The sequence below is a fragment of the Streptomyces sp. NPDC047453 genome (assembly GCF_040643155.1).
Taxonomy (GTDB): domain Bacteria; phylum Actinomycetota; class Actinomycetes; order Streptomycetales; family Streptomycetaceae; genus Streptomyces.
Genome location: NZ_JBEYTS010000030.1, coordinates 74,563 through 92,509 on the forward strand (window position 1 = coordinate 74,563; position 17,947 = coordinate 92,509).

Genomic DNA, 17,947 nt, shown 5'->3' on the forward strand with positions numbered 1-17,947 from the left:
CCTCCCCGTCGTGCGGGCATTTCCAGCCGAGGAACCCTGTTGCCTAAAAGGTATACCATCTGACCTTGCTGTGGAACGTTGGGCACCTTGTCCGCCCAGCGCGTCAAGGAGAGGGGAACGAGCATGCGAGTCGTCGTGGCACTGGGTGGGAACGCCCTGGCGCGTCGTGGAGAGCCGATGACGGCCGATCGGCTGCGCACCAATGTGAAGTCGACCTGCGAGGCCCTGGCGGGCCTCGCCCGCGAGCACGAGGTCGTCATCACACACGGAAACGGGCCACAGGTCGGCCTGCTCGCGCTGCAGAACCTGGCCTACCGGGATGTCGCCGCCTACCCCCTGGACATCCTGGGGGCGGAGACGCAGGGCATGATCGGCTACGTCATCCAGCAGGAGCTGTCCAACGCGCTCGCCGGCGAGCGCGAGGTGGCGGCCGTGCTCACCACGACGGTGGTCGACGAGGGGGACCCGGCTTTCGAGCGGCCGACCAAGCTCATCGGCCCGACCTACTCGGCCCAGGACGCCGCCGAGGCGGCCGCGGAGTACCGGTGGACGATAGCGCGGGACGGCGGTTCCTTCCGCCGGGTCGTGCCCTCGCCCAACCCGCTCCGGGTGGTCCAGGCGCCGGTCGTGCGCCTGCTGCTGGAGAACCAGCGGCTCGTGGTCTGCGTCGGCGGCGGCGGGGTGCCGGTGAGGATCGACGGCAAGGGCCGCGAGATCGGCATGCAGGCCGTGGTCGACAAGGACCTCGCCAGCGCGGCCCTGGCCGCGGAGCTGGAGGCCGACACTCTCGTCATGCTGACGGACGGCGACTACGTCAGCGAGAACTGGGGCACCCCGCAGCAGCGGGACATCATGACCGCGTCCGCCGATGCCATTTCCCAACTCCCCTTCGCCGAAGGGTCGATGCAGCCCAAGATCGACGCCGCGATCCACGTCGCGAGGGCCGGCGGACGTGCCCTCATCGGGCCGCTGGACCGGCTCGACGACCTGCTGGCCCGCAAGGTCGGCACCGAGATCCGCGAGGACGTCGACGCAGGCATCGTCTACGTGTGACGCGGGCCGCTCTTGCGGCCGCAACGGTTCCCCGCCCGACGACGGGCCGTGTGCGGGGGCCGCTGTCTCATTGGCAAAGGAAACGGAGGGCCCGCACATGGCCGAAACTCCACGCAACAAGATCTCCTCGGCCCGCCGGTGGACGGCCCGCGCGCTGGCGGTGGGTGCCGCGGCGCTGACCCTTGCCGCCTGCTCGGCGATAACGGACTCCGTGCCGCCGAGCAGGACCTCGTCGCCTCCGGTGCCGGCCCCGGCGACGAGCCGGTCACCCAGCACCGTGAGTGGTAAGGAAGCGACCGCGCAACTCCTCGCGGCGGTGGGGGACAACGACACGAGCTCCGCGGCCAGGGCCATCAAGGCCGGCGCGAACCTCGAAGCGCGCAACGACCAGGGACGGACGCCGCTGGTCATGGCCACCAAGGCCCATCACGTCAAGCTGGCACGCCTGCTGCTGGAGTCCGGCGCGGATCCCAACGCGAAGGACGAGATCCAGGACTCCGCCTTCCTGTACGCCGGCGCGGAGGGACTCGACGAGATCCTCAAACTCACCCTCGAACACGGCGCCGACGTACGCAGCACCAACCGCTACGGCGGGACCGCTCTGATCCCCGCCAGCGAACACGGACACGTCGAGACCGTCCGGATCCTGCTGGCTGCCGGTGTGCCCGTCAACCACGTCAACAACCTGTCGTGGACCGCCCTGCACGAGGCGATCGTGCTCGGAAACGGCTCCCGGGACCACGTCACGGTGGTCAGGCTGCTCCTCGCGGCGGGCGCCGACCCCTCGATCCCCGACAAACAGGGAGTCCTGCCCCGCGACCTCGCGGCACGGCGCGGCTACCAGGAGATCGTGAAGGAGATCGACCGGGCGTCCTGACAAGGGGAGGCATCGTGAACGGCAAGGCGAACGGCCTACCATCTACGGAATGTTGAAGCAACAAGGTGACGGTCCCGCCTGCCGGGAGGAGATACCGGTGTGGCGCGTGCCGGGGATGCGACCCCTGCTGGCCTCGACGGCGCTGGGCTTCGCCGGCCTGTCGTTGCTGATGCCGGTCGCCCCCCTGTGGGCACTCGAGGGCGGGGCGGACGAACTGGGCGCGGGCCTGGTCAACACCGTGCTGATGCTCTTCACGGTGATCGCTCAGCTGCTGGTCGGCCGGATCCTCCAACGCCTCGGCTGGCAGAGGTCACTGGCCCTCGGCTCGTGCCTGCTCGGACTCCCCGCCCTCGGCCATCTGGCCACCAGCCAGGCGGGAGCCGTCATGGCCCTCGCGGCGGTGCGGGGCCTCGGGTTCGGGATCCTCACCGTGTGCGGCGCCACCGGAGTGGCCGCGCTCGTCGATCCCGCCCGCCGCGGCCGGGCGATCGGCGCCTACGGGCTCGCCATCGCGGCCCCGCAGTGCCTGCTCATCCCGGTCGCGCCCTGGCTGGCCGAACGCGTCGGATTCTGGCTGGTGTTCACGTGCGCGGCCGTGCCCCTGCTCGCGATCCCGCTGGCACCGCGCGTGGCACGCGCCCTGCACGACAGCGGCGACATATCCACCGCACCCGCCGAAGCGCGGGACACCAGCCGGCTGCGCCGCGCCCTGATCGGTCCGATCGCCGCGCTGCTTGTCATCACCGCGGCCGGCGGCGCCATCCTCACCTTCACCCCCCGCCTGCTGTCCGACCAGGGCGCCGTCTACCTCGCGCTCCTGGCGTTCACCGCGACGGCGGCGCTGAGCCGATGGAGGTTCGGACACGTCGCGGACCGCAGGGGCGCCGCCCCGGCGATCGCCCCGCTGCTGTTCGCCGGCGCTGCCGGGCTCGCCGTGATCGGCGCGGGCACGGCAGGCGGGTCCGGTGCGGCCGGGGCGGTCCTGGTCGTGGCCGGCATGCTCGTCGTGGGCGTCGCCTACGGCGGCCTGCAGAACCTGACGCTGGTGCAGGCCTTCGCCTCCGCCGGCGAGCGGGCCCGCTCCTCCGTCAGCGTCGCCTGGAACGTCGGCTTCGACGCCGGCACCGGGCTCGGCGCCTTCGCCGCGGGCGCGGTCGTCACCATGAGTTCCTACACGGTCGCGTACGCGGTTCTCGCCGCCGCCACCGTTGTCGTGGGCGCCTGCTGGGCGGGCGCGCGGTGGCGAAGCCGGGGAGCGGCGTCGCGAACTCTCTGACGGTCCTCAGGCAGCGGGGTCCAGGGGCGTGCTCGTCCCAGGCGGTAGGGCGCTGCTGGTTACGTGCTCCCCCCACGCGGTGGGGAACGGGGGCCGCGCTCCCGCCCTTACGCAGTGGGGTCCTGGGATCGCGTGCCGGCGCTCACGTGGTGGGGCTCTCGGGCCGGGTTTGTGTTCGGGCTTGTGTGGAGGGACCCCCGGTTCGTGCGTATGGCCGGGCTCGTACGGCCGGGTGACCCCGCGCCCGCCAGCACGGCCGTCGCGAGAGCCGCCAGCACCAGCGCGCCCAGGGGAACCCAGATCGCCGTGGTGAATCCGTGCACGGCAGCCGCCCGTGTGCCGCCGTGGAACGCCGCGGCGGCGCTGGCGGCCACCGTGTTGAAGGCGGCCGATCCGATGGAACCCCCCACCTGCTGCGCGGAGTTGACCGAGGCCGAGGCGATCCCCGAGTCATGGGCCGACACATTGGCGGTGGCGCTGGTCATGATGGCCAGGAAGCTTGCGCCGTTGCCGACGCTGAACGTGACCAGCGCGGGAAGGACGTTCGCGGCGTAGCTGGACTCCGGGGTCAGCAGCGTGAACTGGACCAGTCCGCAGGCGGCCAGGGACAGGCCCGCCGTCATCATGACGCGGGGGCCGAACCTGGGCAGCAGGCGCGTGCCGAGTTGGGTGGCGGTCGCGGTGGTGACGATGCTGATGGGCAGGAAGCCCAGTCCACTCGCCACCGCGGACCAGCTCAGCACGGTCTGCAGGTAGTAGGTGAGGAACAGCGCGACGCACAGCTGCCCCATCATCAGGGCACCACCGGCGAGCAGCGCGGCGACGCGGCGACGGTCGCGCAGGAGGCGCGGCGGCAGGAGCGGGGTGGCGGCAGGGGTCTGCCACCAGGCGAACGCCACGAGCAGCGCCATCCCTCCGACCAGCGCCCCGAGCACGTACGGCGAGGTCCAGCCCAGCGCCTCGGCCCGGCTGCAGCCGTACACCACGCTCGTCAGACCGCCACAGCCGAGCACGGCCCCGGCGACGTCGACGCGCCCGGACGGCCGCCGCGCCCGGTCGCGGGGTGTCCAGATGCTGCCGGCCAGCGCCAGAAGCGCGATGGGCACGTTGACCAGCAGGCACCAGCGCCAGCCCGCCCACTGGGTGAGCAGCCCGCCGAGCACCACGCCGAGGGAGCCGCCGGCGCCGCCGAGGGCACCGAAGACGGCGATGGCCTTACGCCGCTCACGCGGGTCGGTGAAGGTGGTGGCGACCAGGGCGAGCGCCGAGGCGGCGAGCAGGGCGGCGAAGGCACCCTGCACGGCACGGGCGGCGAACAGGACCTGAGCGGTGGGCGCGACGCCCGCGGCGGCCGAGGCCACCGCGAAGCCCAGCAGCCCGGCCACGAACACCCGCTTGTGCCCCGCGTGGTCGGCGATACGCCCGGCGAGCAGGAGCAGCCCGCCGAACGCGACGGTGTACGAGGTGACCACCCACGGCCGGTCTCCGTCCGCCATCCCCAGCTGTGTCTGCATGGACGGCAGCGCCACGTTCACGATGGTGCTGTCCAGCAGAATCATCAACTGCGCCAGCCCGATGACGCACAGCGCCCACCAGCGCCGGGAGTCGGGAAGTTGTGGCTGAGGGACGGGGGTCGGGGTCGGTGCGGCGGCATGCATACTTTTCTGTATACCAAAAAATGCAATTGGGATACCAAATGAGACTTGTACTCCACGTGAACCTCACCGCCACCCTCATCCGTGCGCAGAACGCAGACGGATACCCTGACCACCGTCAATGACGTGGCAGGACGACAGGGGCGGGGCGCGGCACGGTGGTGAACGACACAGATCCAGGCAGGGACGGGAACGCCCGCACAGAGGCCGGACGTTGAGGACCGACGGTATACATCCGCCGGGCGACGCCCCCGCCGGACCGGAGCCGGCGGACGCGTCCCTGCTCACCCAGCTCGGCCTGAGCCCCCGGGAGAGCGCCGTCTACCGGCTCCTCGTCGACCGGCCCGACAGTGATCCCGCCGCGCTGGCGGACCGGTCGACGGGCCCGGCCGCCGAGGTGACGCGCGCCCTCGACAACCTGGTCGAGCGCGGCCTGGCCAACGCCGACCGCACCGACGAGAGCGTCTCGCGCTACCGCGCCGCCTCGCCGGTGCTCGCCCTCGGCCCGCTCCTCGAATCCCGCCGCACCGCACTGCACCGCGTCGAATCCCTGGTCGCCGACCTCGCCGAGCGGCACCGCTCCGCCCAGGCCCACGCCACGGGCGCGCCCATCGAGGTGCTGTCGGGTGCCGCGGCGATCCGGCGCAGACTGCTGCTGATGCAGGGCCAGGCCGTCGGCGAGGTGTGCACCATGCTGCCGCTGCGACGGGTGCCCGCGGTGCTCACCTTCGAGGAGAACCACGACGAGGTCGAGCACGAGATGGCCCGGCGCGGCGTCGTCATGCGCAGCGTCATCGAGCGTGACTGGCTCGAAAGCCCCGCAACCGCCTCCGCGTTGGCCTCCTACGTGGCCGAGGGCCAGCACATCGTCGTCGCCGACAAGGTGCCCATCAAGCTGGTCATCGTCGACCGGCGCATCGCCCTGCTGCCCCTCGACCCGGAGCGCGAGGGGGAACCCGTGGCGCTCGTCGTGCACCGCACCGGGCTGCTCACCGCGCTCGGTTCGCTCTTCGACGAGTACTTCGAGAAGGGCTGGCGGCTGCGCGCCTCCGGCACCGGTCCCGGCCCGGACGGTCCCGGCAAGTCCCGACTCGACGGCGTCGACCGGCAGATCGTCGCCCTGCTGCACGTCGGCCTCACCGACGCGGCCATCGCCCGCCAGCTCGGCATGGGCCACCGCACCGTCCAACGCCGCCTGCACGCCCTCATGGAGGAGGTCGGCGCCGCCACCCGCTTCCAGCTGGGCTGGCACGCCGCCCGGTCCGGCTGGCTGGACGAGACACCCGCGAATCCACCGGAATCCCACCACGGTTGAGGCGCATTTGCGCCACGGCACATTTGCGTCGGGGCTGATCTCTTGTATGCGGAACGGGCCGTACCGAACCATCGAGGCCACCGAGCGCGTGGGACCGTGCACCCCGCGTACAGGTGCGATTTCACGTATCCGTGCAAGATGGAGAGGTTCCCGTGTTCCCCATGAGGACAAGAGGTCTCCGCCGGGCTCTGGCCACCGGAGTGGTCGTCGCGGCCACCGGAGCGTCGCTGCTGGGCACACCGGCCTGGGGCGAGGACGGGGCACCGCAGCCCGCGAACGTCACCGCCGACCAGGTTACGGTGGCGCCGGCCATGACCGAGGGCCTGGACAAGGCCACCCGCAAGGGGACCCCCGCCGAGGCGGCCCGCGCACACCTCGAGGCCCATCAGGACAAGTACAAGGTCCCGGTCTCCGACCTGCAGACCCTGAAGACCACCAAGGTCGGCAAGCAGTCCACGGTCCGCTTCCGGCAGAAGCACGACGGGGTGCCGGTCTTCGGCGCCGAGTACGCGGTGCAGACCGAGCCGGCCGACGGTGGCCAGAAGGTCCTCTCCGCCACCGGCACGCTGTACACCGACCTCACCGTGTCCACCACCCCGAAGGTCACCGAGGCCACCGCCAAGCAGCGGATGTTCTCGCTGGACGCGCGCCTGGGCACCGTCCGGGGCGCCAAGACCGCCGAGCACGGCCTCGTCGTCCTGCCCAACTCCCATGGCGGCACGCTGACCTGGCACTTCACCGTGACCGGCGCCAGAGCTGACGGCAGCCCGGTGCGCCAGGAGGTGTACGTCGACGCGAACGTCGGCGGCATCACCCTGTCGTACAACAACATCGACGCGGCCGACGCCGCGCCCGTGACGGCGACGGGTGTGCGCGTGGACGGCAGCGAGGTGCAGCTGAACGCCAACCAGGAGGCGGACGGCTCGTACACCCTGGCCGACTCCACCCGCGACATGTACGCGCGGACCGGCGGCCAGATACGCACCTACGACGCGCAGCGCAAGAACTACACGCTCGTCGCGGGCGGCCCGGTCACCGACGACGTTCCGCTGGTGAAGTCCTCCACCGACCGCTTCGACGCCGCGAACACCACCTCCGGCGCAGTCGACGCCCACGTCAACGCCGCCAAGGTCTACGAGTACCTCAAGAACCAGCTCGGCCGCGACGGCATCGACGGCAAGGGCGGCAGCATCTACTCGGTCGTCAACGTCGCAAGCAACGGCAAGGACTACGCCAACGCCTTCTGGGACGGCTCCAAGATGGTGTACGGCCACATGAACGGCGTGCCGCTGTCGGTGGGCCTGGACGTGGTCGGCCACGAGATGACGCACGGCGTCACCGAGCACGCCGCCGGACTCGTCTACCTCAACCAGTCGGGCGCCCTCAACGAGGCCATCTCCGACTACTTCGGCAACGCCATGGAGACCGCCGACAAGGGCATCGCCATGAGCGACCCCAAGTCCGGTCTCCTCGGCGAGTACCTCTGCAACGGCACCAAGCCGCTCGAGGACTGCGCCCTGCGCGACCTGAACGACGGCCGCAACGCGCAGAAGGACTTCCTGCCCATCACGCTCGACATCGACAACGGGGGAGTGCACTCCAACTCCACCATCGTCGGCGGCGCGCTGTGGGACATCCGCAAGAGCATCGACACCAAGCTCGCGGACCAGATCATCTACCGGGCCGCGGAGAACTACCTCACCCCGCTGTCCGGCTTCACCGACATGCGCAACGCGGTCACCCTCGCCGCGAAGTCCATGAAGGTCTCCACCGCCGACCTCGCCGCGATCGACAAGGCCTTCGACGCCCACGGCATCGAACAGGGCTGGGAGCGCAAGGGCGGCACGCACGACGGCACCACCATCGGCGCCAACGTCCTGCCCGCCTACGAGGTCTACGGCGGCGTCGACGAGCAGGCCGCCCAGATCAACGGCGACGTCTACGCCATCAGCCACGGCGACGCCATCGCCTGGGACCAGGGCGGCGCCGCGTTCGGCATCACCGTGGGCCGCTTCTCCAAGAACCCGCAGCACGAACTGGCCCAGAAGGACGCCTACCTGCTCGACCCGTCCCTCGACAGCGACCGCGTCGTCTTCACCCGGATCGCCGCCGACGGCGTCGGCATCTACCAGTCCGGCGACAAGGGCCAGGGCGAGATCAAGAAGCTGGTCGACGAGCCCGGCGTGGACGAGACCGAGCCGGTCACCGAGAACGGCGCCGTCGCCTACATCCGCACCACCTCCGACGGCGAGCAGGACGTCATGCTCCGCAAGGCCGACGGCACCACGGTCAACGTGACACCCGGGCCCGGCACCCAGGCGTCCCACCTCGCCATGAAGAACGGCACCATCGCCTGGGCCGGTGGTGACGGCACGTACCTCCACCTCTATGACATCGCCACCGGCACCACGCAGAACAAGCGGATCGGTGGCTTCCTATTCAACTACATCTCGGACATCCAGCTCACCTCGGACCGCGTCTTCTACCGCGTGACGAACGGCTTCCTGATCCCGAGCACCACGCTGGGCTCGGCGCCGGTCAACGACGTGAACCAGATGGCGAACCTGCGCTACCCGTCGAGCCTCTACGTCGCCCAGTTCTCCGTGAACGACAACTACCTGGCGTACTCGACGTACACCATCTGGGGCGCCCTCGGCTCCTGGGACGGTCCCACCAAGGTGAAGGTCGCCAAGACCTCCGACGTGCTGGCCGGACTGAACAACTTCAGCCGCGTCTCCTGCTCCTCCGGCTCGCAGCTGGCCCCGTCCCTCGGTGACGGCCGGCGCGCCGTCTGGCTGGACACCACGGCCGCCACGACGGACGTCGTGACCCGCGAGACGTTCGCGAACACCTGCGCCTAGTGCTGCGACGGCAGTACGGCACCGGGGGTGGCCACCGGTTCGACCGGTGGCCGCCCGCGTGGTGCCGATCGACCGGTCGAGCAGGCGCCTGACCGCTGCCGCGTCGGCCCGAGCGCGTGGGCCGGCCCAGGACGACTCCGGCCAGGACGAGTACCAGGCCGCACAGTTGCCGGACCGTCAGCACTTCTCCGGCGACCACTGTGCCGAGCAGTATGCCCGTGACGGGGTTGAGCAGCCCGATCAGTCCCACTGTCCCCGCGGGCAGGTGCCGCAACCCTGCGAACCAGGCGGTGAAGGCCAGAGCGGTGGCGACCAGGGCGACGTAGCCGAACGCGAGGAGCGCCGGTGCGTGGAGCGCGGGCGGGGGGCCCTCCGCCACCGCGGCGACCGGCAGCAGGAACAGACCTCCGGCGGTGAGCTGCCAGGCGGTCGAGGCGAGCACGTCGGCACCGGCGCTCCACCGCTTGGCCAGGATGTGGCCGAAGGACGACACGAGCATGGCCGCGGCCGAGGCGAGGACGCCGGGCACACTCACCCCTTCCGCCGCCGTGAGCAGCATGAGACAGACCCCGCCGAGCCCGATCGCGGCGCCGGCCAGGTGCGAGATGCCGGGCCGCTCGGACACCAGGACCCAGGCGAGGAGCATCATCGCCAGCGGGGACACCGCCATGACGGTCGAGGCGACGCTCGTCGGCAGCAGTTGGGAGGCGGCGTAGACGAGCACGAAGAACACGCTCACGTTGAGCAGCCCGAGCACGGCGGACCGCCACCACCAGGCGCCGCGTGGCCGCTGCTGGGACAAGGTCAGCAGGACGAGGCCTGCGGGCAGCGCTCGCAGGGCGGCCCCGAAGAGCGGGCGGTCCGCCGGCAGGAACTCGTGGGTGACGAAGTAGTTGGTTCCCCAGGCCACCGGCGCGACCGCCGGCAGAGCCACCCAGCGAAGATTGGTTTCCATGGAAGGCAATATAGCTTCCACGGAAGCTACTATGGTGTCCATGGACGATCCGCAACCGCTGGACCGCGTAGCCCGCATCCAGGCCGACTGGCGCCGCGAACGACCCGACGTCGACATCACCCCGCAGGGAGTGATCGGCCGACTGCACCGCCTGGCCGGCCGGCTCACCGAGGAGCTCTGCCTCGTCTACGGCCGCTACGGTCTCGGCGAGGGAGAGTTCGACGTCCTGTGCGCGCTGCGCCGTGCCGGTGAGCCCTACGAAAGGGCACCCGGCGAACTCGCCGCGTACACCATGGTCACCACCGGTGCGATCACGAAGAGGGTCGACCGTCTCGAACAGGCCGGACTCGTCACCCGCCGCCGTTCCGCCGACGACCAGCGCGGCCGGATCGTCGCCCTCACCCGACCCGGCCGCGAACTGATCGACCGCGCGTTCACCGACCACATGCGCAACGAACGCCGGCTCCTGGATCTGCTGACGCCCACCGAGGCCGAGACACTCGAAACACTGCTGACCACCTGGCTCTCCCGCATGGACGATCCGCACCCTTCCGACGACGGCGGATGACCCGCCGCGTCCCTGGCGCCCGTGTCACGCAGGAGGTCACGGGTACCTGGAGCGGGCCAGATGTCTCCGCCACACTCGGGAGGGAAGGCAGGTGCTCTCCGACAAGTCCCGCCCCGTCATCCACCGTCACGCTCCCCGTGGTCGCCGACCGTATCGGTGAGATCGCCCAGCGCTTCTACCAGCATCTGTTCTCCGAGCATCCCGAATTCCTCGACGGCGTCTTCAACCGCGGCAACCAAGCGCACGGCCATCAGCAGCAGGCCCTCGCCGGCTCGGTGGCCGCGTTCGCGACGACCCTGATGGAGACACCGGAACGGGTGCCGGAGCAACTGCTGCGCCGGATCGCCCACAAGCACGCCTCGCTCGGCATCCGCCCGGACCAGTACCGGATCGTCCACGACCACCTGATGTGGGCGATCGGAGACGTCCCGGGCGACGCGGTCACCGAGGACGTCGCCGCGGCCTGGGACGAGGTGTACTGGCTGATGGCCAACGCCCTGATCAACCAGGAGCGCGGCCTCTACAGCGCCTGCGGGGTCCGGCCGGAGACGGTCTGGCGGGACTGGCGGGTGGAGCGGAAGATCAAGGAGACCGACGACGTGGTCACCTTCGTGGTCGAGCGGATCGACGACCGCCTGGTGAAGACGTCACTGCCGGGCCAGTACGTCACCGTCCGGATGCGGATGCCCGACGGGAAGCTTCAGCCGCGCCAGTACAGCCTGACCCGCGCCGACGACGGCGAGCACCGCCAGTTCTCGGTGAAGCGGCTGCGTGGCGAGGGGGGCGACCCCGACGGCGAGATGTCGGCGTTGCTGCACGACTCCGTCGGGGTGGGCGACGTCCTGACGCTGTCGCTGCCGTACGGTGACGTGGTGCTCGACGACTCGGGACGGCCGGTGGTGTTCGCCAGCGCGGGCATCGGGATCTCTCCCATGGCGGGCATGCTGTCGCACCTGGTCACAGCGGACTCCGGACTGTCGATCACCGTTCTGCATGCCGACCTCGACGAGGCGTCCTTCCCGCTGCGGCGGCAAGTGGTCAACGACGTGCTGGCGCTGCGGGACGCGCGGATGTACCTCTGGTACGAAAAGGACGCGCACAGCCTCGAACCGGTGAACGGGGTCTTCGAGGCCTGATGGACCCGACCGCCGTCGACATCTCCGGCGACGCCCTCTACTACCTGTGCGGCCCGTTGTCCTTCATGCAGGCCGTACGAAGCCGGCTGATCGAGCACGGCGTCGCCCCGCACGACATCCAGTACGAGGTCTTCGGCCCCGACCTGTGGCAGGCCGACCTGGACTGACTGTCGTACCCCGCTCCGGGGCTGGAACCGAATCAACGGTGACACCGTCGAAGGGCCAACTGAGCTACGGGGGGCCCATTCATGACGAGAACACGCACGCATCTGCTCGTCGTGTCCGCTGGGCTTGTCCTAGCCGCGGTCGGCTGCGGGACAGGGCCTGCACCGGCCGCCGAAGGGACTGTCCAGGTGAGGCAAACCCGATGGCCCGAACCGGACCGGTACTCCTTCCGCCTGTTCTCCGAGTCCGGAGAACGGGGCGACCTCGGGGAGTACCGGATCACGGTGGAGAACGGCAAGGTCGTCAAGGTGATCGGTCTCGACGAGCCGGCCCGGCGTACCGTCGAGGACAATCCACAGAACGTGCCGACCTTGGGCGGTCTCCTCACCAAGGTCCAGGAGGCACGCGCAGGCCACGCCGATGTCGCCCGTGCAGTGTTCGCCGCAGACGGCCACCCCACCGAGGTCCACATCGACTGGCAGAAGAACGCCATCGACGACGAGGCCGACTACTACATCACTGAATACCGCGAACTCCCCTGACCGCGTGCGACGAGATCCCGGGGCCCTGCCGTGGGCCTTCGACCGTTCGGCGAATCGCCGGTGAGCCGTGCACATATGTCTAGTCCCACCAGAACGACCAGTGAGTCCGTCACACATTGCCGCGTATTCAGGAAACGGTGTGGGCGGGTCGTCGACGATGTTGTCCGCAGTCGACAGCACGTGCTCCAGGGTGAGCAGCTCCGTGTGGGACGTTTCGGCGGGCGGGCGTGCATCAGTTGGCACGCGGCGAGGAGCCCGGACTGTCGGTGACCTGATCATCTGAGAGCGATTCACGGGGATCAGTACCCGGTCGAGCGGCCTGAGTCGGCGCAGCCATCGGCTGATTGCATCGCTCTTGCGCGAGGACCCACAGGTGCACCGCACGTGGCTCTCTGACCGCGGTCGACACCGGCAGCGGCTCCCCTCGCGCAGGCACCCGCCGTCCCGGTGTCTCTGCTCGCATGCAACACACGTATCGTCCGGCCCCGTTGACCGCCCCGCGAAGGGAACCTACTCTGAGCGGCGCAACTCAGTAAGCGCTTTCCATGTTCCGTAGGAAGTCTTCTCACCCGCACCGGGAGCGCCATGAGTCCACTGGTCCGCAGCACTCGGTCACCCCTTCCCATCCTCGTCGTACTCCTCGCCCTCCTCCTCACCTGGGCCGTGGCCGCGTCGCCACCGGCGCACGCCGACCCACAGTTCCGGGTCCTGGTCTTCTCCAAGGTGACCAACTTCCGTCACGACTCCATCCCCGCCGGAGTCGAGGCCATCAAGAAGATGGGCGCGGAGAACAACTTCGAGGTGGAGGCGACCGACGACTCGGCCGCCTTCACCGACGCCAACCTCTCCCGATTCCAGGCGATCGTCTTCAACAACACCAACTCCACACCCGCGTCCGGCGACCTGCTCAACGCCGACCAGCGCGCCGCCCTCCAGAAGTACATCCGCGGCGGTGGCGGCTGGGTCGGCCTGCACGCGGCCTCCGCCAGCGAGCGTGACTGGGGCTGGTACGAGGGCCTGGTCGGCGCCATCTTCGACCAGCACCCGGCCATCCAGACCGGCCGGGTCAAGGTGCTCGACCAGGCGCATCCCTCCACCGAGGGCCTCCCGGACCTGTGGGAGCGCACCGAGGAGTGGTACAACTGGCGCGTCAACCCCACCGGCAAGGTCCACACGCTCGCGCAGATCAAGCAGCGTGACGGCGTCACCGGCCTGACCCAGGGCGTCGACCACCCGTGGTCCTGGTGCCAGAACTACGAGGGCGGCCGGTCCTGGTTCACCGCGGGCGGCCACGACTCCTCCGCCTTCTCCGAGCCGCTGTTCGCCAAGCACCTTCTCGGCGGCATCGAGTGGGCGGCCGGGGCCAAGCCCGGCGACTGCTCCGCCACCAAGACCGGTAGTTTCCAGCGCACCTCGCTGGTCACCGACGGCCTGGCCGACCCGTTCGAGCTGGCGGTCGCGCCCGACCGGAGGGTCTTCTTCATCGAGCGCACCGGCAAGCTGAAGATCGTCGACCAGGGGAGCCTGAAGGTCACCACCGCGCTGGACTTCCAGTACACCCCCGAGATGACCAGCCAGTCCGACGGGCTGCTCGGCCTCACCCTGGACCGGCACTTCGCCGACAACCACTGGCTGTACCTGCTGTACTCGGACAAGACCGAGAAGCACCTCAACCTCTCCCGCTTCACCGTCTCCGGCTCCAGCGTCGACCCGGCGTCCGAGAAGCGGCTGCTGACCATCCCGACCCAGCGGGGCGAGGCCCGGGCCAACGTGCACATGGCCGGCTCGCTCGCCATGGACACCAAGGGCAACCTGTACGCGGCGACGGGCGACAACACCGACCCGTTCGAGTCCGATGCCTTCACCCCGATCGACGAGCGCGAAGGCCGTCGCGCCTTCGACGCCCAGCGCACCGCGGGCAACACCAACGACCTGCGCGGCAAGGTCCTGCGCATCCACCCGGAGGCCGACGGCACGTACACCGTGCCCGAAGGCAACCTCTTCGCACCCGGGACGGACAAGACCCGCCCCGAGATCTACGTGATGGGGATGCGCAACCCGTTCCGGATCACCATCGATCCGCACGACGACGCGCTGATGATCGGCGACTACGGTCCGGACGCCAAGAGCGAGGTGCCCAACCGCGGCCCCGAGGGCACGGTCGAGTTCAACCGGGTCACCAAGGCCGGCAACCTCGGCTGGCCGTACTGCATCGGCAACAACATCCCGTTCAACGACTACGACTTCGCGACGAAGAAGTCCGGCCCGAAGTTCGACTGCGGCGCGCCCGTGAACGACTCGCCGAACAACACGGGCCTGCGCGAACTGCCGGCCGCCCAGCCGGCGGTGGTGTGGTACGCGTACTCCGCCTCGAAGGAGTTCCCCGAGCTCGGGGCGGGCGGCGGCGGCCCGATGGCCGGGCCCGTCTACGCGTACGACAAGGACAACCCGTACAAGGCCAAGTTCCCCGCCTACTTCGACAAGAAGTGGTTCACCTACGAGCTGACGCGCCAGTGGTTCAAGACCTTCTCGTTCCAGCAGCAGGACCAGTCCTTCCGGAACCCCCGCTTCCCGGACGCCAAGAAGGGCGAGCTGCAATCGATCAACTCCGTCTTCGCGGACATGAAGTGGAACCAGCCCTTCGAGGCGGAGTTCGGTCCCGACGGCGCCCTGTACGTGATCGACTTCGGTCTCGGCAGCGGAACCGGACGTGGCGGCAGCAACCAGGGGTCGGGCATCTACCGCATCGACTACGTCAAGGACGGACGGCTGCCGACGGCGAAGGTGGCGGCCGGCCCGGACAACGGTCCCGCGCCGCTGACGGTGAAGTTCTCCAGCGAGGGGTCGGGCGTGCCGGACGGGAAGCCCGTGACCTACGCCTGGGACTTCGACGGAAACGGGACCGTCGACTCGACCGAGGCCAACCCCACGCACACCTACCGCGACAAGGGTGTGTTCAACGCCCGCCTCACGGTCACCGGTCCCGGCGGGCTGGAGGCTGCGGCGGTGAAGGAGATCACCGTCGGCAACACCCGCCCCGAGGTGACGATCCAACAGCCGCCGAACGGCGGGATGTTCGCCTTCGGTGACACCATTCCCTTCAGGGTCAAGGTCAAGGACCCGGAGGACGGCACGATCGACTGCGGGCGAGTGGTCGTGCAGTCCCAGCTCGGCCACGACACGCACCTGCACCCGCTGGACAACTACACCGGGTGCGAGGGCGAGATCGTGACCGACACCGGTGACAGCCACGGCCCGGGCCAGAACCTGTACGCCGGGATCAGCGCGCAGTACGAGGACAAGGGCGCCCCGGGCGCGCCGGCCCTCACCGGCTCCGCGGCGCTGACGCTGCGTCCCACGTTCCGTGAGGCCGAGCACTACACCGCCACCGGCGGCTCCAACGGCGGCGCCCAGACCGGGGACCGGGCCGACGCCTCCGGCGGCAAGCGGCTCGTCGAGATCGAGGACGGCGACTGGATCAGCCTCGATCCCGTTCACCTGAAGGGCATCGACTCGGTGACCGTCGGCGCGGCGTCCGGCGGCATCGGCGGTGACGTGGAGTTCCGGGCCGGCTCGCCCACCGGAACGCTCCTCGGCACGACCCACATTCCCAACACCGGTGGCTGGGGCAACCTCGTCTCGCCGACGGTCGATCTGGCCGACCCGGACGGGACGGTGAAGCTGTACGTCGTCTTCCGCAACCCGGAGTGGACGGCCAGCAAGGCGGATCTGCTGGCTCTGGACTGGCTGCACTTCAACGGTCCCGGCGTCCAGCAGCGGCCCGCTGGCAGCGTGGCGGTCACGGCCTCGCCGTCGGAGGGCGCCGCGCCGCTGGCCGTGTCGCTCAAGGGCACGCCAAGCCTTCAGGCCGGGCGGACCGTGCAGTCCTACCGCTGGGACTTCGGTGACGGCAGCAAGACGGCGAACACGGCGACGGTGCAGCACACGTACGCCCGCAAGGGCAGCTACACCGCCCACCTCACCGTCACCGACGACAAGGGACACACGACGACGGGAGCGGTCCGGATCAGCGTGAGCTGACGGTCCGCAGCGTGCGGCCTGTGCGGCCCCCGCCGCACAGGCAGGTGGCCGGGCTCGAAGGAGCCCGGCCACCGCGCAAGGCCACACGGCAACCAACCTTCTTCGCTCCCCACCAACCCACCGCTCATCGGAGGCGACAGCACATGGACGACGCACAACGGCACGCAACGCGCAACCTGGGATCGAAGTCCGGGAACGGGCAAGCGCCCGGGCCCGGCCGGCGGTTGTTCCTCGGCGGCCTGCTCGGCGCCGCGGCGGCAGCGGCGACGGTCGGCTCGGCGAGGGCGGCGACCGGCTCCGCCGCGAGCACCTCGGCCGAGACCGGGCAGACGCGGCCGATCCCGCCGAGCGCGATCGGCATGCACCTGTACACCATGCGCGACCCGCTGGCGCGGGACTTCGAGGGCACCCTCGAGAAGCTGGCGGCCATCGGCTACGCGACCGTCGGAGTGAGCGGCCGGCACGGGCACAGCGCCGCCGACATCCGGCGGATGCTGGACGCGACCGGTCTGAAGGCGGTACTCGAACACGTCGGATACGACACGGTCACGGGCAGAGGTCTGCCGCAGGCCCTCGAGGACGTCCGTACGCTCGGCGGGAAGTGGATCGTCGTACCGAGCCTGCCAAGCTCCCTGCTCTCTCCGGATGGCTACCGGGAGGCCGCGCGCAAGCTGAACCAGGCGGGGCTGACGGCCCGCGACGCCGGGCTGAAGGTGCTGTTCCACAACCACGAGCCGGACCACAGGACGGTCAACGGGCAGCAGCTGTATGACATCCTCCTCGCGGAGACCGATCCGCACCTCGTCGGCTTCGAACTGGACCTGTACTGGGCGGCGAAGGGCGGCGCCAAGAACCCGGCCGACTACTTCAACGAGAACCGGCACCGCTTCCCGGCCCTGCACGTCAAGGACATGGCGCCGAACGGCGACTTCGCCGACGTCGGCTCCGGCGTCCTGGACTTCCCCCACATGTTCGGCTCGGCGCGGCGAGGCGGCGTCAAGCAGTGGCTGGTCGAACACGACCGTCCCGCCGACCCCTTCGCCTCGGCCCGCACCAGTTACGAGTACCTGCGGGACGTGCGCTTCTGACCCGCGGCCTGCTGCCCCGTGGTCTGTCGGGCCCAACTCCCGACAGACCACGGGGCGTCGCCGTCCCGGCATCGGAGGGTTCGCGTACCCGCCCGACTATGAGATGGTGCCCTGCGACAGGCCGGTGTCCCCGCGGCCGGCGCCCGACTCGTGGTACGACCGGCTAGCAGGCCGCGGCGGGCGGCTCGGTACGCACCTGCGGCGCGTGCGCCGGGACGGATCGGCTCACCCTGCTCGTCGACGACGACGCGGCCGGGGACCGCAAGCCGTTACCTCCGCCCCGGACCGGTCCGCCCGCGCGGCTGCGGGTCGTACACCGCCGACGGCCCATGAGTACCTGCCGCACCGATCCGGCCGGGCCCGTCGCGTCCCCCGTCGCGAAAAGGGCGGTGCCTTCGGCCTCGTCGGCCGAAGG

General features: G+C 70.2%; 10 protein-coding genes and 2 pseudogenes. 10 read left to right on the forward strand and 2 right to left on the reverse strand.

The window, feature by feature from the left end; all coding sequences use genetic code 11:
- Positions 1–123: 123 nt before the first annotated feature.
- From ABZ818_RS24760 to ABZ818_RS24770, 3 genes are all read left to right on the forward strand, one after another.
- Positions 124–1,053, forward strand: coding sequence for a carbamate kinase (locus ABZ818_RS24760; RefSeq protein WP_361418534.1), 930 nt, complete (start codon positions 124–126; stop codon positions 1,051–1,053).
- A gap of 97 nt (positions 1,054–1,150) precedes the next feature.
- Positions 1,151–1,930 carry an ankyrin repeat domain-containing protein gene (locus ABZ818_RS24765; protein ID WP_361418537.1) on the forward strand — a complete coding sequence of 260 codons (780 nt, stop codon included), beginning with the start codon at positions 1,151–1,153 and terminating at the stop codon, positions 1,928–1,930.
- A 49-nt stretch (positions 1,931–1,979) separates the two neighbouring features.
- Entirely contained in the window at positions 1,980–3,206 is a 1,227-nt protein-coding gene (locus tag ABZ818_RS24770; protein ID WP_361418540.1) for an MFS transporter, read from the forward strand.
- A 107-nt stretch (positions 3,207–3,313) separates the two neighbouring features.
- On the opposite strand, the gene ABZ818_RS24775 is transcribed toward ABZ818_RS24770, so the two are convergent.
- Positions 3,314–4,864 carry an MFS transporter gene (locus tag ABZ818_RS24775; protein ID WP_361418543.1) on the reverse strand — a complete coding sequence of 517 codons (1,551 nt, stop codon included), beginning with the start codon at positions 4,862–4,864 and terminating at the stop codon, positions 3,314–3,316.
- A 211-nt stretch (positions 4,865–5,075) separates the two neighbouring features.
- Between ABZ818_RS24775 and ABZ818_RS24780 the strand changes: the two genes are divergently transcribed.
- Both ABZ818_RS24780 and ABZ818_RS24785 read left to right on the forward strand, forming a co-directional pair.
- Positions 5,076–6,176: a helix-turn-helix domain-containing protein gene (locus ABZ818_RS24780; RefSeq protein WP_361418546.1), complete on the forward strand. Its 1,101-nt coding sequence runs from the start codon at positions 5,076–5,078 to the stop codon at positions 6,174–6,176.
- A gap of 311 nt (positions 6,177–6,487) precedes the next feature.
- Positions 6,488–7,981, forward strand: a pseudogene (locus ABZ818_RS24785) (M4 family metallopeptidase); the annotation flags it as partial.
- Between the two features lie 919 nt (positions 7,982–8,900).
- Here ABZ818_RS24785 and ABZ818_RS24790 read toward each other — a convergent pair.
- Positions 8,901–9,992, reverse strand: a complete 1,092-nt coding sequence (locus ABZ818_RS24790; protein WP_361418549.1) for an EamA family transporter — start codon at positions 9,990–9,992, stop codon at positions 8,901–8,903.
- A 40-nt stretch (positions 9,993–10,032) separates the two neighbouring features.
- On the opposite strand from ABZ818_RS24790, the gene ABZ818_RS24795 reads away from it, so the two are divergent.
- From ABZ818_RS24795 to ABZ818_RS24815, 5 genes and pseudogenes are all read left to right on the forward strand, one after another.
- Entirely contained in the window at positions 10,033–10,560 is a 528-nt protein-coding gene (locus tag ABZ818_RS24795) for a MarR family transcriptional regulator (protein WP_361418552.1), read from the forward strand.
- 137 nt (positions 10,561–10,697) lie between these two features.
- Positions 10,698–11,863 (forward strand): annotated as a pseudogene (locus tag ABZ818_RS24800) (globin domain-containing protein).
- Between the two features lie 186 nt (positions 11,864–12,049).
- A complete protein-coding gene (locus ABZ818_RS24805) occupies positions 12,050–12,403 on the forward strand; it encodes a DUF6174 domain-containing protein (protein WP_361418555.1) in 354 nt (117 codons plus the stop codon).
- 585 nt (positions 12,404–12,988) lie between these two features.
- Entirely contained in the window at positions 12,989–16,444 is a 3,456-nt protein-coding gene (locus ABZ818_RS24810) for a ThuA domain-containing protein (protein WP_361418558.1), read from the forward strand.
- A gap of 143 nt (positions 16,445–16,587) precedes the next feature.
- Complete coding sequence (locus ABZ818_RS24815) at positions 16,588–17,532, forward strand: sugar phosphate isomerase/epimerase (RefSeq protein ID WP_361418561.1); 945 nt, start codon at positions 16,588–16,590, stop codon at positions 17,530–17,532.
- Positions 17,533–17,947: the final 415 nt, after the last annotated feature.

Coding starts and splice junctions, on each gene's coding strand:
- ABZ818_RS24815 (WP_361418561.1), top strand. CDS start 16,588: ATGGACGACGCACAACGGCACGCAACGCGCAACCTGGGATCGAAGTCC.
- ABZ818_RS24795 (WP_361418552.1), top strand. CDS start 10,033: ATGGACGATCCGCAACCGCTGGACCGCGTAGCCCGCATCCAGGCCGAC.
- ABZ818_RS24775 (WP_361418543.1), bottom strand. CDS start 4,864: ATGCATGCCGCCGCACCGACCCCGACCCCCGTCCCTCAGCCACAACTT.
- ABZ818_RS24765 (WP_361418537.1), top strand. CDS start 1,151: ATGGCCGAAACTCCACGCAACAAGATCTCCTCGGCCCGCCGGTGGACG.
- ABZ818_RS24770 (WP_361418540.1), top strand. CDS start 1,980: ATGTTGAAGCAACAAGGTGACGGTCCCGCCTGCCGGGAGGAGATACCG.
- ABZ818_RS24760 (WP_361418534.1), top strand. CDS start 124: ATGCGAGTCGTCGTGGCACTGGGTGGGAACGCCCTGGCGCGTCGTGGA.
- ABZ818_RS24810 (WP_361418558.1), top strand. CDS start 12,989: ATGAGTCCACTGGTCCGCAGCACTCGGTCACCCCTTCCCATCCTCGTC.
- ABZ818_RS24790 (WP_361418549.1), bottom strand. CDS start 9,992: ATGGAAACCAATCTTCGCTGGGTGGCTCTGCCGGCGGTCGCGCCGGTG.